Origin of the sequence: Nocardioides islandensis (assembly GCF_015352455.1) — a bacterium.
Lineage (GTDB): Bacteria > Actinomycetota > Actinomycetes > Propionibacteriales > Nocardioidaceae > Nocardioides > Nocardioides islandensis.
Genome location: NZ_JADKPN010000002.1, coordinates 76,014 through 98,324, shown reverse-complemented (window position 1 = coordinate 98,324; position 22,311 = coordinate 76,014). Strand labels below are relative to the sequence as shown.

Below are 22,311 nucleotides of genomic sequence, written 5' to 3'. Positions count from 1 at the left end.
TACGAGGGCTGTGGTGGCGGGTGGTGGTGCTCATCGGGGCCGCCGCATCAGGTGCAGGCGGCAGGCGCCTGGCTCCGCGAACGGCAGGAGCTCGGTGCCTACGGGGTCCGCACCGAACTCCTCGAGTGCGCCTTGGGTGAGGCCGAGGTGCACGCCGCAGACGACCTCCGGATACCGGTGGGCCGCCTCCAGCAACGGGCAGCGGGTCAGCCGAACGACGGAGCTGCGCGCGTCGGCCTGGGGCGCGAAACCCACTTCGTCGAGCAGGGAGACCACTTCCCGCCTGGCTGCGACCGCGCTCGGTGCCGGCCGGGCGCCGCGCTCGCGTGCGAGCTCGTGCCCCCAGTCCCGTCCTGCGGCGACCGCGTCCGTCCTCGGTGATGCGCTGGTCCGGTGGATCGCCGCGGCCAGTGCCGCGGCGAGCCCGGCGTACTCAGGTGCAGCGACCGCGTCGCTGCCGGCGGCCTCGTACAGCCAGGCGGGCCGCCCGCGGCCGGCCGGCGCCGCGGGGTGACGTTGCGCGAGCCCCTGGCGCACCAACGCGTCGAGGTGTTCGCGCACCGTGTTGGCATGCAGGCCAGCGACAGCCACGAGCGCGGCGAGGGTCGTCGGCTCGCTCTGCGCCCGGAGTGTCTCCAGCAGCGCCGCCCGCGACCTGGACAGCGGCGCGCGAACGCGGCCAGTGCCCGGACGGGGACCGTAGCCCGTCGTCATTGGTGAGGGCGTCGAGGGCCGATTATTTTCCACGGAGCATAGTGTAATAAAATCAATCTCGACTCACCAAACCTGCCACTCAAGGAGACCGCAAGATGTCCGAGCTCGTCATTGCCTCGAACGAGGCCGAGGCCCACGCCGCCGAGGCTGTCAGGCAGCACCACGCCGGGCTGGCCGGTGCCCTGACACTGCGCACCGAGGCCCTGTTCGCGGCCGCCTCCGGACGCGACCTCGCCGCAGCCGAGCGGGCCCGTCGTGACCTGGTGGACTGGTGCGAGCGCGAACTGGTACCGCACGCCCTGGCCGAGGAGCAGGCGCTGTACCCGGCCGCGCAGGCAACCATCGAGGGCAGGCTGCTCGTCGAAGCGATGCTCGGCGAGCACGGCGTCATCACCGGGCTGCTGCGCGAGGTGGCGGACTCCGCGGACCTGCTGCGTGCTGCCGGGTCGGCCGTGGCACTGCGTGCGGTCTTCGACTCCCACCTGACCAAGGAGAACGACCTCGTGGTGCCGCTGCTTGCCGCCACCCCCGGCGTCTCGCTGCATGACCTGCTCGGTGGCATGCACGAGCTCCTCGGCGATACGGACGATACGAACGCCCCGGACCATGGAGATGAAGGCTGCGGGGGCCACAGCTGCTCGTGCGGTGAGGTCGACAGCCCTGGGTATCCCGAGCTGGACGTGCGCCCGATCCCACACGTGATCCGGCACGCGACGATCTTCGGAGCGTTGGAGTCCGTCCAGCCGGGCGCTGGCCTGGAGCTGGTCGCACCCCACGACCCGCTGCCGCTTCTCGGCCAAGTCAACCAGCGCTGGCCAGGAGCCTTCGCGGTGGCCTACACCGAGCGCGGCCCCGAGGTTTGGCGACTCACCCTGGAGCGCACGGATGCACGAGACTGAGATCATTGGCAACACGGGCGCCGTCAGCAAGAGTGGAAACCACGACGAGCCCAGGGGGACGACGACCATGACCGCACCGACTGAGGAATCGACGCCGGCTGAACGTCGTACCCGCCAGACGGCCGGCTCGCCGTGGCTGATGCTGGCCATGGCGACCCTCGGGTTCGCCGTGAACTTCTGGGCCTGGGCCCTGATCAGTCCGCTTGGCCCGCTGTTCCGCGACAAGGGCACCCTCGGGACACTCAGCGAATCCGACGTGGCACTGCTGGTTGCGGTGCCGGTCATTGTCGGTTCGGTGGGCCGGATCGTGGTCGGCGCCCTGACCGACAGGTTCGGCGGCCGGGTGATGTTCCCCATCATCTCGGGTGTCACCATCGTGCCGATCCTGTTCATCGCCTTCTTCGCCCTTTCCTCCTACGCGCTGCTGCTGGTGGGTGGGTTCTTCCTCGGCATCGCCGGCACCGCCTTCGCGGTCGGGGTGCCGTTCGTGAACGCGTGGTTCCCCCCGGCGCGCCGAGGCCTCGCGATCGGCATCTTTGGCGCAGGCATGGGCGGGACCGCGATCAGCGCCCTGACCACCGTGAAGCTCTTCACCAACGTGGGATCCAAGGCGCCGTTCCTGATCACCGCAGGTGTCCTCACGGTCTACGCGATCGCCGCATGGCTCATCCTGCGCGATGCGCCGGGACGCACGATCCCGACCACGCCACTGTTGACCCGACTCTCAGCCAACGCCCGGCTGCCGATCACCTGGCAGGCCTGCGCGCTCTACGCGGTCGCCTTCGGCGGATACGTCGCGTTCTCGGTGTACCTGCCCGCCTATCTCAAGACCGACTACGCGCTGACCCCAGCGGACGCCGCCAATCGGATGGCGGGCTTCGTCCTGGTCGCCGTCGTCATGCGCCCGGTCGGGGGCTGGCTTTCCGACCGGATCGGCCCGATCCCGGTCCTCGCCAGCGGGTTCGCCGTGGTAGCGGTGGGGGCGGGGGTCGCCGCGACGCATCCCCTCCTCGAGCACGTGGGTACGGCCGCGTTCCTGGCCATGGCCGCCGCCCTCGGGTCCGGCAGTGGCGCCACCTTCGCGCTGATCGCCAAGGTCACGGACCCCTCCCGGGTGGGTGGGGTGACCGGTCTGGTGGGCGCTGCCGGCGGGCTCGGCGGGTTCGTGCCGCCGCTGATCATGGGCTACGTCTACGGTCGCACCGACTCCTACGCGATCGGCCTCTGGCTCCTGTCGGTGACCGCCGGGCTCACTCTGATCCTGACCCTGACCGTGGTCCGACGAACCGAACGCTCACACGACACAGCCGCATCCCACCCGAGCCCAGCCTGAGCCTCTCGGTAACGTCCACCAAAGACCCTCCATCCCCGACGTCAGGATGAGCCCGTGAGCACAGAGGTCCAGCCCGAAGGTCAGCAGGACACGCAGCGCGAGGTCGGGCTGGACGGAGGGCTCAGCGACGCACTGGTGCGCACCAGACGCTTCTTCACCAAGGGCACGGTCTCCGACGACCTGCGGACGCTGAGCATGAAGGGTGGTCGGCAGGCCGACGACTTCTACCGGGATCGGTGGAGCCACGACAAGGTGGTGCGCTCCACGCACGGAGTCAATTGCACAGGCTCCTGCTCGTGGAAGGTCTACGTCAAGGACGGGATCATCACCTGGGAGACCCAGCAGACCGACTACCCCTCGGTGGGTCCGGACAAGCCGGAGTACGAGCCACGCGGCTGTCCCCGCGGGGCGGCGTTCTCCTGGTACACCTACTCGCCCACGCGGATCCGTTATCCCTACGTGCGCGGCGTGCTGCTGCAGATGTACCGCGAGGCCAAGTCCCAGCACGGTGACCCGGTCGCCGCGTGGGCGCACATCGTGGACAACCCGCTGCGGGCGCGCGCCTACAAGTCCGCGCGGGGCAAGGGGGGGCTGGTCCGAGCGACGTGGGAGGAGGCAACCGAGATGGTCGCCGCGGCCTACGTGCACACGATCAGGAAGTGGGGCCCGGACCGCGTCGCCGGGTTCTCGCCGATCCCCGCGATGTCGATGGTCTCGCACGCCTCCGGTGCGCGCTTCACCTCGCTGATCGGCGGCTCGATGCTGAGCTTCTACGACTGGTACGCCGACCTGCCGGTCGCGTCACCGCAGGTGTTCGGCGACCAGACCGACGTACCGGAGTCCGGCGACTGGTGGGATGCCGGCTACCTGGTCATGTGGGGCTCGAACGTGCCGGTCACCCGCACGCCCGATGCGCACTGGATGACCGAGGCGCGCTACCGCGGCCAGAAGGTGGTCGTGGTCTCGCCCGACTACGCCGACAACGTGAAGTTCGCCGATGAGTGGCTGGCGATCAAGCCCGGCACCGACGGGGCGCTGGCGATGGCCATGGGCCACGTCGTGCTCAAGGAGTTCTTCGTCGACAAGCAGACCCCCTACTTCGCCGACTACACCAAGAAGTACACCGACCTGCCCTACCTGGTAGCCCTCGAGGCCGTGGCCGGCGGCGCCCACCGGCCCGGGAAGTTCCTCACGGCCGCGGACCTGCCCGACCACGCGGGTGAGGAGAACGCCCACTTCAAGACGGTCCTGGTCGATGCCCGCACCGACGACCTGGTCGTGCCGAACGGGTCCCTGGGCGACCGCTTCGGCGAGGCCGGCACAGGCCGCTGGAACCTCGACCTCGGCGACATCGACCCGCGGCTGACCCTGCTCGGGCCCGGCGCCGAGACGATGCTCGTCGAGCTGCCCCGCTTCGACAACGTCGACGGCGCCCCGGGCTCCCTGACCCGAGGGGTGCCGGTGCGCCGGGTGGGGGAGACCCTCGTCACCACCGTCTTCGACCTGATGCTGGCGCAGTACGGTGTCGCGCGCGACGGCCTCGGCGGCAGCTACGCCACGTCGTACGACGACGCCACCGCGCCGTATACTCCCGCCTGGCAGGAGACGATCACCAGCGTCCCCGCCTCGGCTGCGGCCCGGATCGCCCGCGAGTTCGCGGCCAACGCCGAGGAGTCCAAGGGTCGCTCGATGATCCTGATGGGCGCCGGCACCAACCACTGGTTCCACTCCGACACGATCTATCGCGGCTTCCTCGGGCTGACCACGATGACCGGCTGCCAGGGCGTCAACGGGGGCGGCTGGGCTCACTACGTCGGCCAGGAGAAGTGCCGACCGGTCACCGGGTGGGCGCAGCTCGCCTTCGGCCTCGACTGGAAGCGGCCGCCGCGGCAGATGATCCACACGGCGTACTGGTACCTCCACACCAACCAGTTCCGCTACGACACATTCGGCGCGGACACGGTCTCGGCGGCGACCGGCACCGGCAAGCTGGCCGGGATGAGCACCGCCGACGTGATCGCGAAGAGCGCACGGATGGGCTGGATGCCGTCGTACCCGACCTTCAACCGGAACCCGCTGGACCTCGCCGACGAGGCCCGGGCCGCCGGTCGTTCGGTCGCCGAGCACGTCGTCGACCAGCTTAAGTCCGGCGACCTGCGGTTCGCCGCCGAGGATCCCGACGCGCCGGAGAACTTCCCGCGGGTGCTCGCGATCTGGCGGGCCAACCTGCTCGGCTCCTCCGGCAAGGGCAACGAGTACTTCCTCAAGCACCTGCTCGGCACGGACAGCTCGCTGCGCGCGACGGAGGCGTCCGAGAGCCAGCGGCCCCAGGAGGTCGACTGGCACGAGGAGGCGCCCGAGGGGAAGCTCGACCTGCTGCTCACCCTCGACTTCCGCCAGACCAGCACCACGATCTTCTCTGACGTCGTGCTGCCTGCCGCCACCTGGTACGAGAAGCACGACCTCAACACCACCGACATGCACCCGTTCGTGCATTCGTTCAACCCCGCGATCGCGCCGCCGTGGCAGACCCGCACCGACTGGGACGCCTTCCAGACGATCGCGGCGAAGTTCAGCGAGCTCGCCACGACCCACCTCGGCACCCGCCACGACGTCGTGGCGGTGCCGCTGCTGCACGACACTCCCGACGCGATGGCCAACCCGCACGGCGTGGTCCGGGACTGGAAGCACGGCGAGTGCGAACCGGTTCCCGGGGTGACCATGCCCAAGATCGTCGAGGTCGAGCGCGACTACGCCGCCGTCGGCGCGCAGATGCAGGCGCTCGGGCCGCTGCTCGACACTCTCGGCACCACCACCAAGGGGGTGACGTACGACGTCACCGCGTCCATCGACTACCTGCGCGCCAAGAACGGGGCCGTGCGCGGCGGCCCGGCCGACGGCCGCCCGTCGCTGAAGCGCGACGTGCATGCCTGCGAGGCGATCCTGGCCCTGTCCGGCACCACCAACGGCCACCTTGCGACCCAGGGCTTCAAGACGCTCGAGAAGCGCACCGGTCGGCTGCTGCACGACCTGGCCGCCGAGCACGAGGGCAAGCAGATCACCTTCGCCGACACCCAGGCTGCGCCGGTGCCGGTGATCACCTCCCCGGAGTGGTCGGGGTCCGAGACCGGCGGCCGGCGCTACTCACCGTTCACCATCAACGTGGAGCGGCTCAAGCCGTGGCACACGCTGACCGGGCGGCAGCACTTCTACCTCGACCACGACTGGATGACCGAGCTTGGGGAGGGGCTGCCGGTCTACCGGCCGCCGCTCAACATGGGCGCGCTCTTTAGCGAGCCGGATGTCGGCGACGTGGGGGAGCTGGGGGTGACCGTGCGCTACCTGACGCCGCACAACAAGTGGTCGATCCACTCGGAGTACCAGGACAACCTCTTCATGCTGTCGCTCTCGCGGGGCGGGCAGACGATCTGGATGAGCGACAAGGACGCCGCCAAGGTCGGCGTCGAGGACAACGACTGGATCGAGGCGGTCAACCGCAACGGCGTCGTGGTGGCGCGCGCGATCGTGTCGCACCGGATGCCCGAGGGCACGGTCTACATGCACCACGCCCAGGACCGGCTGATCGACGTCCCCATCGCCGAGACCTCGGGCAAACGCGGCGGCATCCACAACTCGCTGACCCGGATCCTGGTCAAGCCCAGCCACCTGATCGGCGGCTACGCCCAGCTGTCCTTCGCGTTCAACTACCTCGGCCCCACCGGCAACCAGCGCGACGAGGTCACCGTCATCCGCAAGCGTTCGCAGGAGGTGACCTACTGATGAAGGTCATGGCCCAGATGGCGATGGTGATGAACCTCGACAAATGCATCGGCTGCCACACCTGCTCGGTGACCTGCAAGCAGGCGTGGACCAACCGCACCGGCACGGAGTACGTCTGGTTCAACAACGTGGAGACCCGGCCCGGCCAGGGCTACCCGCGGCGCTACGAGGACCAGGAGGAGTGGAAGGGCGGCTGGACGCTCAACAAGCGCGGTCGACTCTCCCTCAAGGCGGGCGGCCGGTGGCGCAAGCTCGCGACGATCTTCTCCAATCCCAAGCTTCCCTCGATCAAGGACTACTACGAGCCCTGGACCTACGACTACGCCACGCTCACCGACGCTCCGGCGCAGGAGCACACGCCGGTCGCGCGGCCCAAGTCGCTGATCTCCGGCAAGGACATGAAGATCTCCTGGTCCTCGAACTGGGATGACAACCTCGGCGGGTCGGCAGCGACCGAGAAGCACGACCCGATGCTGGCGAAGATCGCTGACAAGGTGAAGTTCGAGTTCGAGCAGACCTTCATGTTCTACCTGCCGCGGATCTGCGAGCACTGCCTGAACCCGTCCTGCGCCGCGTCGTGCCCGTCCGGGGCGATCTACAAGCGCGCCGAGGACGGCATCGTGCTCGTCGACCAGGACCGCTGCCGAGGCTGGCGGATGTGCGTGTCCGGCTGTCCGTACAAGAAGGTCTACTTCAACCACAAGACCGGCAAGGCCGAGAAGTGCACTTTCTGCTTCCCGCGGATCGAGGTCGGGCTGCCGACCGTCTGCGCGGAGACCTGCGTCGGTCGGCTGCGCTACATCGGCCTGGTGCTCTACGACGCCGACCGGGTGCTGGAAGCAGCGTCCGTGCCCGACGAGCACGACCTCTACGAGGCCCAGCGCTCGGTCTTGATGGACCCTCACGACCCCGAGGTCGTCCGCGCCGCCGAGCGCGACGGCATCCCCCGGGACTGGATCGACGCCGCGCAGCGCTCGCCGATCCACGCGCTGATCAACGTCTTCAAGGTCGCGCTGCCACTGCACCCGGAGTACCGCACGATGCCGATGGTCTGGTACATCCCGCCGCTGTCACCGGTCATCGACGTGGTGCGCGAGACCGGTGAGGACGCCGAGGACACCGGCAACCTGTTCGCGGCGATCGACGCGCTGCGAATCCCGGTCGAGTACCTCGCGGAGCTGTTCACCGCGGGTGACACGGTCCCGGTCGACGGGGTGCTCAAGAAGCTCGCCGCGATGCGCTCCTACATGCGCGACATCAACTTGGGCCGCGACCCGGACGCCTCCATCCCCGCCGCGGTCGGCATGAGCGAAGAGGAGATGTACGACATGTACCGCCTGCTCGCGATCGCCAAGTACGACGAGCGCTACGTCATCCCGCCCGCCCACGCCGAGCAGGCGCACTCGCTCGAGGAGATCGCCACAGAGTGCTCCGTCTCGGAGTACGGCGGCGGCAACCCCGAGATCTTCGGCGAAGGCTCCGGCAGCCAGACCCCGCTCGCGGTCGAGAACTTCCGGATGCTCCAGGACCGGCAGACCTCCGACACCATCGCCTCGCCCAACGACAAGGCGGCACGGGTGAACCTGCTCAACTGGGACGGCAAGGGCGCTCCCCCCGGGATGTTCCCCCCCAAGGACGCCGACCAGCACCACGGCCGAGGTGACGAGCAGTGAGGGGCGCGACAATGAGGTCCCGCCGGCGGGCGGGCCTCGACGCCGAGCAGCTCACGATCGTCTGGCAGGCCGCCTCCCTGCTCCTCGACTACCCCTCCGAGGACCTGCTCGACCACGTGGAGCTGGTCCGCTCGGCCTCCCGGGCGCTGCCCGACCGGCTCGGTGACCCGCTCCGCGGGTTCGCCGACCACCTGGAGCGCACGCCCTTGGCCGAGCTGCAGGCAGAGTACGTCGAGACCTTCGACACCCGGCGGCGCTCGAACCTGTTCCTCACCTACTTCGCCCACGGCGACACCCGCAAGCGCGGGATGGCGCTGCTCCGGTTCAAGCAGGCCTACCTCGCCGCCGGCTTCGAGGTGATCGACGAGGAGCTGCCCGACCACCTGTGCGTGGTGCTGGAGTTCGCCGCTACCGGCGACCAGACCACCGGGCGGCAGCTGATGCTCGACCACCGAGCCGGGCTGGAGCTGCTGCGAATGTCGCTGCGCGACCTCGGCTCACCATGGGCCGGCGTTGTCGAAACCGTGACCGCGACGCTGCCACCACTGCGCGGCGACGAGGTCGAGGCGGTCCGCCGGCTTGCCGCCGAGGGTCCCCCGGAGGAGGAGGTCGGCCTCACGCCGTACGCCACCCCCGGCTTCGACCCCGGCCCGGCCGCCCCCGACTCCCCGATCCCGCTTCCGATGCCGTCGTTCCCTTCCCACTCGATGGGAGCCCGTTGACCGTGGACACCTTCTTGTGGGTGATCGTCCCCTACCTCTGCCTCGCCACCTTTGTCGTCGGCCATTTCTGGCGCTACCGCTATGACAAGTTCGGCTGGACCACCCGCTCCTCCCAGCTCTACGAGAATCGGCTCCTACGGATCGGCAGCCCCCTGTTCCACTTCGGCATGCTCGGCGTCGTCGGCGGCCACATCGTGGGTCTGCTGGTCCCACAATCATGGACCGACACGATGGGCATCAGCCACGAGGCCTACCACGTGGTGGCCGTCACGGGCGGCCTGCTGGCCGGCATCATGGCCGTGGTCGGCATGGTCATCCTGATCTACCGGCGCCGCACCGTCGGCCCGGTCTTCTCCGCAACCACTGTGATGGACAAGGTCATGTACGCCTTCCTGGCCGTGGTGATCCTGCTAGGGATGTGGAACACCATCGCCGGCTCGATCATGACCATCGGCGGGGAGTACAACTACCGCGAGGGCGTCTCGGTCTGGTACCGGTCGTTCCTCGCCTTCAACCCCGATGCCTCCCTGATGGCCAACGCGCCGTGGGGCTTCCAACTGCACGCACTGGTGGCGTTCGGGCTCTTCGCGCTGTGGCCGTTCACTCGCCTCGTGCACGTCTTCAGCGCACCACTGGGATACCTCACGCGGCCCTACATCGTCTACCGCAGCCGGGACGACCAGCTCGGTAGCCACCGGCCCCGACGCGGCTGGGACCGCATCTCCCAATGAACGGCGCGGCATCAGCCTCCCCGGCCGAACACGTCATCGACCAGCAGGCACCCGCCGGTCCGGACACCCGTGCAGGCGACGTCATGCTCCGCCATCCGAAGGTCCTCGATGCCCGGACCACCCTCGAGGAGGCACGCGCCGCCCTCACCAACGACCACATCCACATGGTCCTGCTGACCGAGGGCAGCACGCTGGTTGGCACCCTGGTGCGCACCGACCTGCCGCACCCGATTCAGGGGAGTGGTCACGGGAGTGACCAGGGGAGTGACCCCGCACTGCCGTGGTCGACACTCCGGAACCGAACCGTGCCGCCGTCCACGTCTGCCGACGCCGTGCAAGAACTCCTCATCGCACGTGGCCTGCGGCGCCTGGCCGTGGTCGACCATGACGGCGCTCTGCTCGGGCTGATGTGCCTCAAGCGCAGCCGGACGGGGTTCTGCTCAGACGAGGACGTCGCATCACGCGCCTGGTCACGGCGCCCCGCGGACTGAGACGGACGAGCATGGGAGACCCCGCCGAGATCGACAGTGACCACAACTGGAAGGACCAGAGATCGACCTACGACGCCCTGCGCGCCCGATGTGCCGTAGCCCGCGAGGACGACAGATGGGTGGCGCTCAGACACGCCGAGGTGGTCGCAGCCGCGACAGACGCAGCGGCGTTCTCCAGCAACGTCAGTGCCCGTAGAGCCATCCCCAACAGCCTCGATGGCACCCAGCACGCCACCTACCGCGCCGTGGTCGACCGGTACCTCACCGACGAGCGAGTGGCGCGGGAAGAGCCGCGATGTCGCGCGCACGCAGCCGCCATCGTCGACGCCCTTCCGCGCGGGGTGACCGTGAAGACCATCGCCCACATCGGGACGCCGTACGCGGTGCGCTCGCAATCCACCTGGCTCGGATGGCCCGCTGACCTCGAGGAAGAACTGGTCGCGTGGATCCGCGACAACCACGCCGCCACGAGGTCCGGAGACCGCCAGAGGACGGCCGAGGTCGCCGAACGGTTCGACCAGATGATCCGCGCACTGCTCGAGACCAGGCGCAACACACCGACCACCGACGTCACCAACGAACTGCTCAACGACACCGTGGAAGGTCGACCACTGACCACCGAGGAGATCGTCTCCATCCTGCGGAACTGGACCGCTGGCGACCTCGGATCACTGGCCACCTCGGTCGGCGTCATCGTCCACTTCCTTGCGACCAAACCGGACATCCAGCGAGAGGTGCGGGCGCTCGTCGAGACAGGTGATCGCACGGCCCTCGCAGCAGCCACAGAGGAGATCCTGCGCATCGACGACCCCTTCGTGTCCAACCGCCGGGTCGCCACCCGAGTCGTCAACCTGGGCGGCGAACAGATAGCGAAGGGCGAAGGGTTGCTACTGAACTGGACCGCAGCCAACCGGGACCCGCTCGTCTTCGGCGACCCCGACCGTTACGACCCCGACAGTAATGCCGACGCGAACCTGGTCTTCGGCATCGGACCCCACGTCTGTCCCGGCCGGGCGCTGACGCTCATGGAACTCCGCGTGATGCTCGAAGAGCTCATGGGCAGAACCAACTGGATCGACCCCGCCCCAGACCGCCCGGCGATCCGGGAGACACCGCCGGTGGGCGGTTGGGCGCGCGTCCCGATCGTTCTTCGCTGACAGCGCGGGACACCCAGGCAAGTGTCGGCAGCGCCTCGAGCCTGAGAATTCTGGCACGAGTCCTCGTGCCGCCCAGAAGCTGCGCTAGCTGCGTGAAAGGTCCGGTGCCGTCCGGCAGTTCGAGTGAGGACCTTTGGCCCGAGACGAGAGCCTCCAGATCACGCACCCTGTGGGCTATGAGTGCCCCATTGATGCCAGCGGCAGCGGTCGCGCCGCGGGACCCCTGGTTCCGACGACACCCACCCCTTGCGCTGGCCGTCGCAGGGATCTTGTTCGCTGGAGTGCTCGGTCTGCGCATGTTCTTGGGCTCGCCAGTCGACGCGTACTCGATGCTCTACGCCTTGCCGATCGCCCTGGTCGCCACCACATTTGGCCTGAGGGCCGGCACGGTCGCGGGGCTGCTCGCCGTCGGCCTCACCGTGCTGTGGGCGATGACCCAGAGCGTTCACCTCACCACGACCGGATGGGCGTCCCGGGTGCTGCCGCTCCTGCTGTTGGGCGTGCTCCTCGGGCACGCGACAGACAGGGAACGCCGGGCACACGAGGAGCATCGGCGACTTGAAGCCGCCGCACTACTCCACCGCGAGGCGATAGAAATCAACGACTCACTGGTACAAGGCATGGCGGCAGCCAAATGGTCCTTCGAAGCCGGCCAGATAGATACCGGCACACGGATCCTCGAAAGGACCATCGCGGATGCACACGACCTCGATTCGAGCCTGATTCGGCGCGCCGACATAGGTGCGCGCACAGAACCGCTGTACGACCGCTCGACGTCGCTCCACGACCCAGTGCGCAAGCGCGACAGCCCCGATAGCCCGGCCAAACGCAGGGGTGCCGAGGCCGCCGTCCCCCAGCAGAGGGACACATCTTCATGATGTCCAGACGGCGAAGCCGACCCACGCAATTGCCTGCGCTCGGCTCGACGGCTATCGCCGGACGCCTTCAGCGCGACCCTGGTGGAGACGATAGGAGGGCTGATGACCAGCGACGAGAGATCATTTCCCAGTCACCTCAGAGAGAGTGCCCGAACGCGCGCGTCGGCCTCAGCCCGGGCGCGGCGACCCGGCTTGAGCAGTTCCGCGATGTTGGAGTACTCGCGGTCGACGAAGGTCTGGAAGTCCTGGGGCGGCTCGGTTCCGATCGGCAGGACGCGCAACGGCCTGGGGTCCCCCCAGTCTCTCGCGGAACACTCGATGCACCAGGTCGTCCAACGGCGTGACTGCGGCGCGTGTGTACAGGAAGAGGAGCCCTTCGTCGACCACCGTCTACCAGTGCTGCTCCTCGTCGCGCATCGCGTCGATCGTGCGCAGGGTGCCTCGTTCCCATGGCGAGAGCGAGATCGCTTTGGGCTGAGCGAGGTTGACGCACGTGTCGAAGCCGATGGACTTGCCGCTCTTCTTGTCGAACACCGCCTGCCGGTCCTGCACCAGGGCGATCTTCAGCAGCATCTCGAAAGCGTGCTGCAGGTTCAGCAGCAGACGGGTGACCCGCCCGTCGTCATCGAGACCGTCGAAGGCCAGCATCGCCGAGCGCATCGAGGACAGCGCCTTGTTGCGCAGGTATTGGCTCGGCGTCGTCGCGGGGTCCGCACACCATCACGAAGCCGGGAGAGAGGCGGGTGCCGGCCCACGAGTGCAGGCGCGCGAACTCCCCGACCGACGGCACGAGGAAGGCGTCGTCGCCTTCGCCGGGCTCGTCGTCAAGGGTGAACGCCTGCGTACCGGTCACTGCGATGCGTGACTCGGCCACGCTGACTCCCGGCAGCTGTTGTCGGGCAAGGGCGAGCAGCTGCCGCTGCTGCAGGCTCGCGGATGCAGTGTCGCTGAGCTGCTGTCGCGGAATGTCCCAAGAGAGAGTGTGGTGCGGGGCGATGCGGTCCGGCAACCGTCCCGCGGCCACGGTGCGCCACGCGATGTCGGTGCGTAGGCCGGCGGCGGGGCGTTGCGCTGGCTCAGGAAGTGCAGCGGTTGGCGAGCCAGTCGTGCAGCCCGCTCGCTGCGGCCGGAGTGAGCCGGTGTCCGCCGGCGTCGCGATGGGCGGTGGCGGGAGCGGCGGATTCGCCGAGCAGGTAGTCCCACGTCCGGGCAAGCAGCTCGGCGGGAATGACCTGGTCGGCGTCGCCCTGAGCGACGAAGACGGGCAGGCGGGCGAGACGTCCGGCCTCGACCGGTACGCCGGCATCGAACGGCAGGGTGCCGTAGAGGATGGCGGCGCCGGCGTACCGGCCGGGGTCGTCGAGGACGAGGCCGCCGGCGAAGGCGGCCCCTCCGCTGAACCCGACGAGCATCACGGCGCGCCCGGTGGGTGCGACGCCGTCGAGCCAGGTGCGGAACCAGGCCATGGTCTCGGCGAGGGACTCGGCGACCGGGCGGCCGATGCCGCGGTTGGCGAACCAGGCGAAGCCGCCGCCCTCGGCGATCGGCGCCCGGCGCAACTGCGTTTCCCCACCACTCGGCCGTGCCGGTGTCCGAGAACCGGGGATGGGGCTGCGAATCTCGGGTGTGGAGGGCTTAGCCCAAGGGCTGTGACTCAAGGCCGGCTTCTGGAAGGCGGTCTCCTCGTCGTCGCCAGTGGTCCGGGCGAAGCGCACGAAGGGGATCGTCCCAATGGTCCTGGTCATTGCGCGCACCATGCGATCCAACGGCAAGCAGGCGAGCGCAGTCGCCCGTCTCGGCGTTCAGGATCACCAGGAGGCGTCCTCATCTGTTGACCCGACCCACCGGGACAGGGTGGGGAAAGTCAGGCAGGCAGGGCACGCTGGCCGACGAACCACTGGAGGCTTCTTCCGCGACGGGACAACCCTCGCCTGGTGACAGGCTCGCTGGTCGCCGGCTCACCTCGCGATGTCCAGGGCGACGCCACGTGGACGAGTGCCTTCCCGTGGAGGACGGCGCAGGTCGAGCACCACGTCGCCGGTGCCGCCGAGGGACGGATACGCGTTGACACCGATGTGGAGGAGAGCGTCAGCGATCAGCCTGGTCGTCATGACCAGCACCCGACGTACGACCCGTCGCCTCGCCATCGTCGGTCTCGTGGCCGCCGCCACGTTGAGCACCCCGATGGTCGCCCCGGCTCTCGCGACGCCGCCCGGCAGCAACGGCCGGATCAGCTTCATGCGGCCGGACGACAACTTCCACTGGCAGGTCTGGACGGCGAACCCCGATCTGACCCACCAGCACCAAGTGACGAGCGGCGGCTTCGACAACGGCTGGGCGACCTGGTCACCGGACGGGACGCGCCTCGCCTTCGAGAGCACCCGCATCGCGCCCGAGGCGAACGGCGACCTGAAGGAGATCTACGTGATGCGGCCCGACGGCACGCAGATCACCCAGGTCACCCACATCGGCGGGTACTCAGACGAGCCGAGCTGGGCCCCCGACGCCTCGCTGCTGGCCTTCGCCTCCGACGGGGCCGACTACCCGCACAGCGCCGGCATCTACCTCGTCCGTCCCGACGGCACCGGGATGCGGCGGATCCTCGCTCTCCCGACCGACGATCCTCGGGCCCGCTGGTTGGAGGCCCCGCGGATCTCGCCGGACGGCAGGCACGTGGCCTACACCTACTACCGCGGCGGCAAGGACACCCCGCACAAGTACGCCGGCGAGGTCTCGGCCCTGTACGTCGCCGACATCGACGGCGGCCACCCCCGCCGGCTCACGCCGTGGGGCACGACCACCGGAGACGCCGACTGGTCCCCGGACGGGACGCAGCTGACCTTCGAGACCAACGGGACCCACCTGGGCAACTTCGCCAGTGTGATGGTGATCGGTGCCGACGGCAGCGGGTCGCACGCCTTGACCACCGACCTCTTCACGGGCATCGGGTACTTCAACGGGAACGGCAAGCAGCAGCCTCTGTTCATCAGCTCCAGCTACGACCCCGTGTGGTCCCCGGACGGGACGACGATCTTGTTCTCCCACGGTTCCTACGACTCCACGGGCGGAGCCACGGGCCTGCAGGTGATCCACCCCGACGGGAGTGGGCAAGAGTGGGTGTCCGACGTCCGGCTCGAAGAGCACCAGGTGGACTGGGGCACCGCTCCGCTCGAGTGACTGGCCGACCCGCGCGGGTCCACAATCCGCTCATGCCCGTGCCGCCCGCAGCCGTCCCGGCTGCGGGCGCGCTCGTGGCGGTGGTGGCGACGGGGGTACCTGCGCTCCTGCACCAGCGCGAGCCTGATGTCGTCAACCTGGCTACCGGGCTCGTGCTGCTCGTGTCGGGCTCCCAGCTCTCGGCCCTCCGGCAGACGCGGCCCACCGGCACGCTGCTCGTCCTGGCCGCGGTCGCGTGGTTCCTGCCGGACCTGGCCCCCGACGTCGACGCGCTGGGAAGGGTGCTCGCCTACGGGTCCCTGGTCCACGTGACGGCCGTCGTGGCGGCGGTCCTGGTCGCACCGGAGGGGCGTGTCGTGCGCCGTGTGCACAGGGTGGCCCTGGCGGTCTCGGCCGCGGCATCCCTGTCGGCGTTCACGGGCGGGTACGAGCTCGCTGTCCCGGCCGCCGGCGTGGTTCTCGTGCTCGCGGTCGTCGTTCCCGATGTTCGTCGATGGTGGGCCACCCGCCCCGGCCGCACGTACCTCGTGGCTGTCGTGGCCACGGCCATGGCACTGGCCGGAGTGCCCACCGTTCGTGCGCTGGTGGGCACGAGCTCGGAGGCGTGGCTGTTCGCGGCGTACGGCGGGCTCCTCGCGACCGCCTCGGTGGCGCTGGTGCGAGTGGGGCCGTGGCTGCGGCGGGCGACCGCGCTCGACGTGGGACCTGACGCGCTCATGTCGCTCGACGACCTCCTGGCCGAGGTGACCGGCGATCCCGCAGCCCACGCGGTGGTGCGGGTGGCGCCGGACGCCTGGGTGCGGCTCGACGGCCGACCGGCAGCACCGGCCGAGCTCGACGACCTCGCCGTCGTGGTCGCCCGTCGACCCGTGCCGCCGGCGCTGCGCGCGACCGTCGACGAGGGCCTCAGGCTCGCCGCGCAGAACCTGGTCACGCGGCGGGTGGTCCACGAGCGGGTGACCGAGCTTGAGCTGCTGCGCACTCGCCTGGTGCGGGTCGAGGACGACGAGCGAACGGAGCTGGTGACCCGGCTGCGCCAAGGGCCCCTCGCAGCCCTCGTGCGGCTGCGCGCCGACCTGGCCGGCGGACGAGCGCCGGACGCCCTCCTGCGTCGGGTTCGGGAGACGGAGGACGACCTCACGCGGGTGGCGTCCGGGCTGGACCCGTTGGACGGGTACGCGTCGGTCGCCGAGGCGCTGCGCGTCCTGGCGCAGCAGGAGGGCGCCGAGGTCCGGGTCGACGCGGGCTGCCGGCCGGGTCCGACAGGTGGGAGGGCGCTGTGGTTCGCCTGCTCGGAGGCCTTGGCCAACACGGTCAAGCACGCACCCTCGGCCCGGCGGCAGGTCACGCTCGCGTCGGACGACCCCTGGGTCGTCCTGGTCGTGGCCGACGACGGCCCGGGGCCGGGACGCGCCACCGCCCGGGGCCTGGTGGGGGTGCGCGACCGCATCGCCGCCGTCGGAGGGTCCGTGGACGTGGCGGACCTGCGCCCAGGGACCCGCGTCGAGGTGCGCGTCCCGGGCACGCGTCACCACCTAGACGAAGCGGGTGCTGGCGCCGATGCGGCCCACCGCGCCCCGTCCCTAGCGTCGACGTCACCGACCGAGGAGGCGTCACCATGAAGGTCCACCCACCCTTGTCCGCGGCTCTCGGTGCCGTCTCCCTGCTGGCGCTGACCGCCTGCGGAACGGCCCCACCTCCACCTGCCAAGGACGGGGGATCGGCACGTCCGCTCGACGTGGTCGCGGTCGCCTACACGACCAACAGCCTCACCGGGGAGACCCTGGCGCAGCTCGGCACGGACCTGGCCGAGGCCTCCGGTGGCGCGATCAGCATCGAGGAGGGACCACCCGTCGATGCCGGCGCCCAGGACGGCTCCTCCGACGTCATCGGGATGGTCCGAGACGGCGACGCCGACCTGGGGATCGTCGCGTCCCGCACCTTCGACCTCGAGGGTGCCACCAGTCTCCAGGCCCTCAACGCCCCCCTCGTCTTCGAGTCCCCCGGTCAGGTCGCGACCTTCCTGGCCGACCCGGTCACCGACCGCATGCTCGGCGGGCTGGAGCGGGCCGGAGTCGTGGGCCTGGCCCTGGCCTACGACCAGATGCGTCAGCCGCTGGGCTTCCGTGGGCCCCTGACGCCGACGAACCTCGACGGGAAGCGCGTGCTGGTCCGGCCCAGCAAGGCCTCCGCGATGGCGTTCGCGGTGCTGGGCGCCATCGCTGATCCCCGCAACGGCGACGACGCCGCGAACGCCATCAGCCGGGGGGACGTCGCCGGCGCCGAGACCTCGGTCGACCGGCCGTCGGGCCCCCAGGGAGAGTCTCACGCCCATGTCTCGACCATCACCGCCAACGTGCAGCTCTCCGCGAAGGCCAACGTCGTCATCGTGAACCCCGACTGGTGGCATGGGCTCACCGCCGGCCAGCAGGACGCCGTGCGCGAGGCCGCCACGGCGACCCGCGACTGGTCGACGACCCAGACGGTGGCGCTGGCGGGCGCGGCGCGCGACTTCTGCGAGCAGCACTTCGGGGACGTCGCGGTGGCCGATGCCGCTGAGCTGGCCGCGTGGCGACGCGCCGTCGAGCCGGTGGTGAGGGACCTCGCGGCAGGGGACCCGGTCACGGCCGCGGCCCTGGACCGCATCGAGGAGATCGTGCGCGCAGAACCGTCGACAGACGTGCCGTCCCCCTGCTCCATGCTGCCGGCGGACGACCTGCCCTCCGTCCGGCCGGAGGGAGACCAGTCCGTGGTGGCCGGCCAGTGGCGGCTGCTGGTCTCGCCGGAGGACTTCGCCGCCGCCGGAGCCTCTCCGCAGGACGTCGCCAACAACCAGGGCGTGTGGACGTTCACGTTCGCCGGGGACGGCAGCTACTCGTACGTCGAACCGCGCGGCCGGTCCTGCGGCGGCACGTTCGCCGTGGCCGGTGACCGCATGTCGCTGTTCGAGGACACCAGCGTCGGTGACTGCGACGGGCACTGGGAGGTCGTCTTCCACCGCGAGGGCGACCAGATGACGTGGACACCGACGCCGGAGTGGCTCGCGACGTACCCGCCCACCACCGGCTTCCTCGCCCACCCCCTCGAGCTGATCGCGAGCCCCTAGACCCGTGATCACCCTGGCCCTGCTGGTCGCCACCGCACTCACGGTCACGGGTGCGGTGGCGGCGGCGGGCACCGCGGTCTCACGGATGCGCTCCGGCGCGGCGGTGGCGGCCGGGGCGGTCCTGGTCGTCGTCGTCGACGGCCGCACCTTGGCCGCCGGCCCGACCGCGCGCTCGGTGGCCACGGCCGGCCTCCCGCTGGTCCTGGTGCTCGTCGGCCTGGTGGTCCATGGCCGCAGGCCGGGGGTTCTGGCTGCTGCCGCCGGAGCCGTCCTGGCCGGCCCGGTGCGACAGGCGCTGGACGACCCCTTCCACGACCCCGGCTGCCTGCGGCTGTGCGACCCGAACCCGCTGGTCGTCTCCCCGCACCCCGGCCTGGCCGACGCGGTCACGCTCGTCGGGGGCGTCGCGCTCGTCGGTGGCCTGGTGCTCGCCTCCCGTGGCCCGTGGCCGCGGACCCTCGGCGGTCTCGCGACGGCCGGGTTCGCGAGCTGGTCGCTGGTGACCGGGACCCTCGCCGGTGGCGTGCTGGCCGGGAGCGTGGCCGTGGTCCTGCTCGCCGCCGAGCTCGCCCGTGCCGAGTCGGCCGCGGCCCGCCTGACCGACGCGGTGGCAGCCCTGGCGACGGCGGAGGACCCGGAAGACCTGCTGGCCCGGGCCTTCGGCGGCAGGCCGGTCGTCCTCGGCTACCCGGTGGGCGAAGGCCTGGTGATCGACCGATCGGGTCGCCGGCTGCCAGCGAGCGCGCCGGACGAGACCGTCATCGAGGTGAGTGGGCCGACGGGAGTCGTGGCCGAGCTGCGCGGACAGCTGTCCGGCGTTGGGCCGGTGGCCGTGGCGCGCGCGCTTCGCGGACCAGCCCGTCTGGCCCTGGAGAACAACCGGCTCGCCGCCGAGGCCACCCTGCGCGCGGACCAGCTGCGGGCCTCGGCGGCGCGCCTGGTCTCCCTGGCCGAGGAAGGCCGGCGCCGGCTCGAGCAGGACCTGCACGACGGCGCCCAGCGCCACGTGCTGAACCTCGGTCTCGCCGTCCGTGCCGAACAAGGCCTGGGGGACGACGTTCGCGCACGTGCGGCCGGTGTCATCAAGGCGGTGCTCGACCAGCTGCGCGACCTCGCCCACGGCATCAGCCCCCCCGAGCTCGAGACCGGGGGCCTGGCGCACGCCTTCGCCGGCCTGGCCGACCGCAGCCCGGTGCCGCTGGACGCCGGGGTGGTTCCCGCCGCCCTGGACACGGCGTCCGCCCACGCGGCGTACCGCCTCGTCGAGGAGACCCTGCGCTCTGCCACCGCACCGGTCACGGTGCGTCTGACCGAGGGACCGGGGTGCTGGCGGCTCGCGGTCACCACGGAGGAGGGCGGGTCGACACCGCCGAGCGGATCGGACCGCTTCCGTGCCCTGGGTGGTTCGCTGGTGTCGCAGCGCGTCGGGGCCGGGTGGCGGCACGAAGGGCGGCTGCCCCGGGAGGAGGCGCGATGACCACGGTCGTCGTCGCCGAGGACGAGCTGGTCACCCGCTCCGGCATCGTGCACATCCTGCGCGCCGGTGGACTCGACGTCGTGGCCGAGACCCAGGACCTCGCCGGGCTCCTCGCCGCCGTCGAACAGCTCGCCCCGGACGCCGCCGTCGTCGACGTCCGAATGCCACCCACTCACACCACGGAGGGCCTCGAAGGCGCCGCGCTGATCCGCCTGCACCATCCGGGCACCGCCGTCCTCGTGCTCTCGCACGTGGTCGATCCCGAGCTGGTGATGGGTCTGTTGGAGCAGCACTCGCACATCGGCTACCTGCTGAAGGACCGCGTCCTCGACGAGTCGACCCTGGTGGACGGCGTGCGCCGCGTGGTCGGCGGCGAGCTCGTCGTGGACCCGGCCGTGGTGGCCGCAGTGCTGGACCGCAAACGTCGCAGTGAGCCGCTTGCCCGCCTGACGGCGCGCGAGCGGGAGGTGCTCGGCCTGGTTGCCGAGGGGCTGAGCAATGCCGGCATCGCCCAGCGACTGGTCCTCAGCGAGCGCACGGTCGAGGTACATGTCGCGCAGCTGCTCACCAAGCTGAACCTCCCCCAGGACACCACGGCCAACCGCCGAGTGCTCGCCGTCCTCACGCACCTTCGCGCAGCCACTTAGGGCGCAGCTCGCGCTGGTAGAACCGACGCCGGCTGTCAGCGGCGCAGCCGCCCGTGCCCAAGGTCCCGCCGGGGAGGGACCGAGTCCCCTGGGGAGGAGTGCGACGTCCCGAGATGCTGGCCGTAACCGAAGGCGTGTCGAAGGGGATGATCACCATGACGCCTCGCTGGTCGGTGACGTGGTCGGCATTCTGGCCCGGTCTGGCGGCGTCCACCGGATCCGGAGTCTGGTGGCAGACCCACGGCGAGACGTCCGGCCAACCTCAGCAGCGTGGAGGTGAGGTGACGTCGCGCGACCGCGTCCTGGCCCTGGCCCGGCACCCGTCGTTCACCTCAGCCGTCGCTGCGCGCGTCGTTCACGAGCTCGGCTGGGAGGAGCTCGTGGATGTCTGGGACGAGACCGGGCGCCTGCTCTTCATGCCGGCCAACCTTAGGCACCTGGTGGGTTACGTCCGGGTGCGGGCTGCGGTGCTGGACGAGCTCGAGGGCCGCAACCCCCGCAAGTTCCACCGCTGGTACGCCAGGCAGTGGGAGTCCCTGGACCAGGGCCGTCGTACGGGCAGGTGAGGGCGCCGCGGAACGACCAGGCCGCGACGTGGTCCGTGTGATGAGTGCTCCGGTCCTGTGCGGGACGGTGAGTGCTCGCTACGACGCCAGGGAGCCGGCGAAGATCTGCCACGCGAGAGCGGACTTCGCCACGAGGCTGAGCACGAGGTAGACCTTCTCGCCGAAGGCGTAGCTGCGCCACGGGCCGACCTGCCGGTACTGCAGCCACTGGTTGACGGCGAAGCTGTTGAAGAACACGAACAGCGACACGAAGATGCCGACCACGAAACCCGGGACCTCCTCGGCAGCCACCAGGTTGTAGCCGATCGACAGCCAGGGCGCCGCCCCTGCGATGCACCCGAACCAGAACGGTCTCATCGTCACGGTACGACGACCCGGAGGGTTGGCGGCCTCCTGCAACCAGCCGAACAGGATCATGGCGACGTTGGCGCCGGCGATCCCGATCAATGCAGAGACCCCGTCGATCCCCGTGTACAGCGCGATGAGCACCACCATCAGCGTCGCGCTGAAGGAGTACTCGACCCAACGGAACCGGTTGATGCCGGCGCGCAGGTCGTCGTCGTAGGCACGTCGGAAGACCGTCGCGGTGGCCAGGTGGTCGAGGGCCGCGAGCGCGAGGAACACCGCGACCGCGGGACCGACCGAGAGGTCGAACAGCTCCTCGGGCATCCCCGGAGGCGTGCCCGGAGGGCCGAGTGGCAGCGACCGGGTCACCGTGACGGCGAAGTCCGTTGCCAGGGCGAGGATCGCCGCCGCCTGCCCGAGATGGAGCAGCGCGAGGGCGAGGTTCCAGCCGCGCAGGGTACGCAGGTTGCCGGCGGTGACACCGGTGGCGCTCGGCTGCGGGTCGGACATGGTCCCATCCTGCCGGGGCCGCCCAGACCACCACCCAGGTCGGCCACCTGGGTGGAGCGGTTGAGCCGGCTGTCAGGCATCTTGATCCGATCTATTTGCCTCAAC

Annotated in this window: 19 protein-coding genes and 2 pseudogenes; 16 read left to right on the top strand and 5 right to left on the bottom strand. The window is 70.3% G+C overall.

Going from position 1 to position 22,311, the window contains the following annotated elements; genetic code table 11:
• Window positions 1-30: 30 nt before the first annotated feature.
• Window positions 31-714, bottom strand: coding sequence for a helix-turn-helix transcriptional regulator (locus ISU07_RS05940; RefSeq protein ID WP_194705867.1), 684 nt, complete (start codon window positions 712-714; stop codon window positions 31-33).
• A gap of 95 nt (window positions 715-809) precedes the next feature.
• Between ISU07_RS05940 and ISU07_RS25030 the strand changes: the two are divergent.
• From ISU07_RS25030 to ISU07_RS05895, 10 genes and pseudogenes are all read left to right on the top strand, one after another.
• Window positions 810-1,220, top strand: a pseudogene (locus tag ISU07_RS25030) (hemerythrin domain-containing protein); the annotation flags it as partial.
• Between the two features lie 123 nt (window positions 1,221-1,343).
• A pseudogene (locus ISU07_RS25025) lies at window positions 1,344-1,613 on the top strand (DUF2249 domain-containing protein); the annotation flags it as partial.
• On the top strand, window positions 1,600-2,946 hold the full coding sequence (locus tag ISU07_RS05930) for a nitrate/nitrite transporter (protein WP_228521380.1): 1,347 nt from the start codon (window positions 1,600-1,602) through the stop codon (window positions 2,944-2,946). The pseudogene ISU07_RS25025 and the gene ISU07_RS05930, both read left to right, overlap by 14 nt.
• A 108-nt stretch (window positions 2,947-3,054) precedes the next feature.
• Window positions 3,055-6,726, top strand: coding sequence for a nitrate reductase subunit alpha (locus ISU07_RS05925; RefSeq protein ID WP_194706123.1), 3,672 nt, complete (start codon window positions 3,055-3,057; stop codon window positions 6,724-6,726).
• Window positions 6,726-8,399, top strand: a complete 1,674-nt coding sequence (narH, locus tag ISU07_RS05920) for a nitrate reductase subunit beta (protein ID WP_194705865.1) — start codon at window positions 6,726-6,728, stop codon at window positions 8,397-8,399. The genes ISU07_RS05925 and narH overlap by 1 nt, the downstream gene beginning before the upstream one ends.
• An 11-nt stretch (window positions 8,400-8,410) precedes the next feature.
• Entirely contained in the window at window positions 8,411-9,121 is a 711-nt protein-coding gene (gene narJ, locus ISU07_RS05915; protein WP_194705864.1) for a nitrate reductase molybdenum cofactor assembly chaperone, read from the top strand.
• A 2-nt stretch (window positions 9,122-9,123) separates the two neighbouring features.
• Window positions 9,124-9,852, top strand: coding sequence for a respiratory nitrate reductase subunit gamma (gene narI / locus ISU07_RS05910; protein WP_194706122.1), 729 nt, complete (start codon window positions 9,124-9,126; stop codon window positions 9,850-9,852).
• An 83-nt stretch (window positions 9,853-9,935) separates the two neighbouring features.
• Window positions 9,936-10,343, top strand: coding sequence for a CBS domain-containing protein (locus tag ISU07_RS05905; RefSeq protein WP_194705863.1), 408 nt, complete (start codon window positions 9,936-9,938; stop codon window positions 10,341-10,343).
• 11 nt (window positions 10,344-10,354) lie between these two features.
• On the top strand, window positions 10,355-11,500 hold the full coding sequence (locus ISU07_RS05900) for a cytochrome P450 (protein ID WP_194705862.1): 1,146 nt from the start codon (window positions 10,355-10,357) through the stop codon (window positions 11,498-11,500).
• 296 nt (window positions 11,501-11,796) lie between these two features.
• Window positions 11,797-12,378 (top strand): hypothetical protein, encoded by a 582-nt coding sequence (locus tag ISU07_RS05895; RefSeq protein WP_194705861.1) that lies wholly within the window; start codon window positions 11,797-11,799, stop codon window positions 12,376-12,378.
• A gap of 390 nt (window positions 12,379-12,768) precedes the next feature.
• Here the strand turns inward: ISU07_RS05895 and ISU07_RS05890 are convergent, their stop codons facing one another.
• Genes ISU07_RS05890 through ISU07_RS05880 form a run of 3 tightly spaced genes read right to left on the bottom strand, consistent with a single transcriptional unit; the run spans window position 12,769 to window position 13,937 of the window.
• Window positions 12,769-13,026 (bottom strand): hypothetical protein, encoded by a 258-nt coding sequence (locus ISU07_RS05890; protein ID WP_194705860.1) that lies wholly within the window; start codon window positions 13,024-13,026, stop codon window positions 12,769-12,771.
• Window positions 13,001-13,402, bottom strand: a complete 402-nt coding sequence (locus ISU07_RS05885; RefSeq protein WP_194705859.1) for a hypothetical protein — start codon at window positions 13,400-13,402, stop codon at window positions 13,001-13,003. Before ISU07_RS05885 ends, ISU07_RS05890 begins: the two co-directional genes overlap by 26 nt.
• A gap of 52 nt (window positions 13,403-13,454) precedes the next feature.
• On the bottom strand, window positions 13,455-13,937 hold the full coding sequence (locus ISU07_RS05880) for an alpha/beta hydrolase (protein ID WP_228521376.1): 483 nt from the start codon (window positions 13,935-13,937) through the stop codon (window positions 13,455-13,457).
• A 550-nt stretch (window positions 13,938-14,487) separates the two neighbouring features.
• On the opposite strand from ISU07_RS05880, the gene ISU07_RS05875 reads away from it, so the two are divergent.
• From ISU07_RS05875 to ISU07_RS05850, 6 genes are all read left to right on the top strand, one after another.
• Entirely contained in the window at window positions 14,488-15,555 is a 1,068-nt protein-coding gene (locus tag ISU07_RS05875; RefSeq protein WP_194705857.1) for a TolB family protein, read from the top strand.
• A 32-nt stretch (window positions 15,556-15,587) separates the two neighbouring features.
• A complete protein-coding gene (locus ISU07_RS05870) occupies window positions 15,588-17,177 on the top strand; it encodes a sensor histidine kinase (protein ID WP_194705856.1) in 1,590 nt (529 codons plus the stop codon).
• The gene (locus ISU07_RS05865) at window positions 17,174-18,661 is read left to right on the top strand and encodes a TRAP transporter substrate-binding protein (RefSeq protein WP_194705855.1); all 1,488 of its coding nucleotides are present in this window, start codon (window positions 17,174-17,176) and stop codon (window positions 18,659-18,661) included. Before ISU07_RS05870 ends, ISU07_RS05865 begins: the two co-directional genes overlap by 4 nt.
• Window positions 18,662-18,665: 4 nt before the next feature.
• The gene (locus tag ISU07_RS05860) at window positions 18,666-20,138 is read left to right on the top strand and encodes a sensor histidine kinase (RefSeq protein ID WP_194705854.1); all 1,473 of its coding nucleotides are present in this window, start codon (window positions 18,666-18,668) and stop codon (window positions 20,136-20,138) included.
• Window positions 20,135-20,785 carry a response regulator transcription factor gene (locus tag ISU07_RS05855; protein WP_194705853.1) on the top strand — a complete coding sequence of 217 codons (651 nt, stop codon included), beginning with the start codon at window positions 20,135-20,137 and terminating at the stop codon, window positions 20,783-20,785. The genes ISU07_RS05860 and ISU07_RS05855 overlap by 4 nt, the downstream gene beginning before the upstream one ends.
• 155 nt (window positions 20,786-20,940) lie before the next feature.
• Complete coding sequence (locus ISU07_RS05850; RefSeq protein WP_194705852.1) at window positions 20,941-21,351, top strand: hypothetical protein; 411 nt, start codon at window positions 20,941-20,943, stop codon at window positions 21,349-21,351.
• A gap of 78 nt (window positions 21,352-21,429) precedes the next feature.
• On the opposite strand, the gene heR is transcribed toward ISU07_RS05850, so the two are convergent.
• Complete coding sequence (heR, locus tag ISU07_RS05845; RefSeq protein ID WP_194705851.1) at window positions 21,430-22,206, bottom strand: heliorhodopsin HeR; 777 nt, start codon at window positions 22,204-22,206, stop codon at window positions 21,430-21,432.
• Window positions 22,207-22,311 lie beyond the last annotated feature (105 nt).

Excerpts from the sequence above, each read along its gene's own strand:
- heR (WP_194705851.1), bottom strand. The coding sequence starts at position 22,206 with ATGTCCGACCCGCAGCCGAGCGCCACCGGTGTCACCGCCGGCAACCTG.
- ISU07_RS05890 (WP_194705860.1), bottom strand. The coding sequence starts at position 13,026 with ATGCTGGCCTTCGACGGTCTCGATGACGACGGGCGGGTCACCCGTCTG.
- ISU07_RS05875 (WP_194705857.1), top strand. The coding sequence starts at position 14,488 with ATGACCAGCACCCGACGTACGACCCGTCGCCTCGCCATCGTCGGTCTC.
- narH (WP_194705865.1), top strand. The coding sequence starts at position 6,726 with ATGAAGGTCATGGCCCAGATGGCGATGGTGATGAACCTCGACAAATGC.
- ISU07_RS05905 (WP_194705863.1), top strand. The coding sequence starts at position 9,936 with ATGCTCCGCCATCCGAAGGTCCTCGATGCCCGGACCACCCTCGAGGAG.
- ISU07_RS05850 (WP_194705852.1), top strand. The coding sequence starts at position 20,941 with ATGACGCCTCGCTGGTCGGTGACGTGGTCGGCATTCTGGCCCGGTCTG.
- ISU07_RS05930 (WP_228521380.1), top strand. The coding sequence starts at position 1,600 with ATGCACGAGACTGAGATCATTGGCAACACGGGCGCCGTCAGCAAGAGT.
- ISU07_RS05865 (WP_194705855.1), top strand. The coding sequence starts at position 17,174 with ATGAAGGTCCACCCACCCTTGTCCGCGGCTCTCGGTGCCGTCTCCCTG.
- ISU07_RS05900 (WP_194705862.1), top strand. The coding sequence starts at position 10,355 with ATGGGAGACCCCGCCGAGATCGACAGTGACCACAACTGGAAGGACCAG.
- ISU07_RS05870 (WP_194705856.1), top strand. The coding sequence starts at position 15,588 with ATGCCCGTGCCGCCCGCAGCCGTCCCGGCTGCGGGCGCGCTCGTGGCG.
- ISU07_RS05895 (WP_194705861.1), top strand. The coding sequence starts at position 11,797 with ATGTTCTTGGGCTCGCCAGTCGACGCGTACTCGATGCTCTACGCCTTG.
- narJ (WP_194705864.1), top strand. The coding sequence starts at position 8,411 with ATGAGGTCCCGCCGGCGGGCGGGCCTCGACGCCGAGCAGCTCACGATC.
- ISU07_RS05855 (WP_194705853.1), top strand. The coding sequence starts at position 20,135 with ATGACCACGGTCGTCGTCGCCGAGGACGAGCTGGTCACCCGCTCCGGC.
- ISU07_RS05940 (WP_194705867.1), bottom strand. The coding sequence starts at position 714 with ATGACGACGGGCTACGGTCCCCGTCCGGGCACTGGCCGCGTTCGCGCG.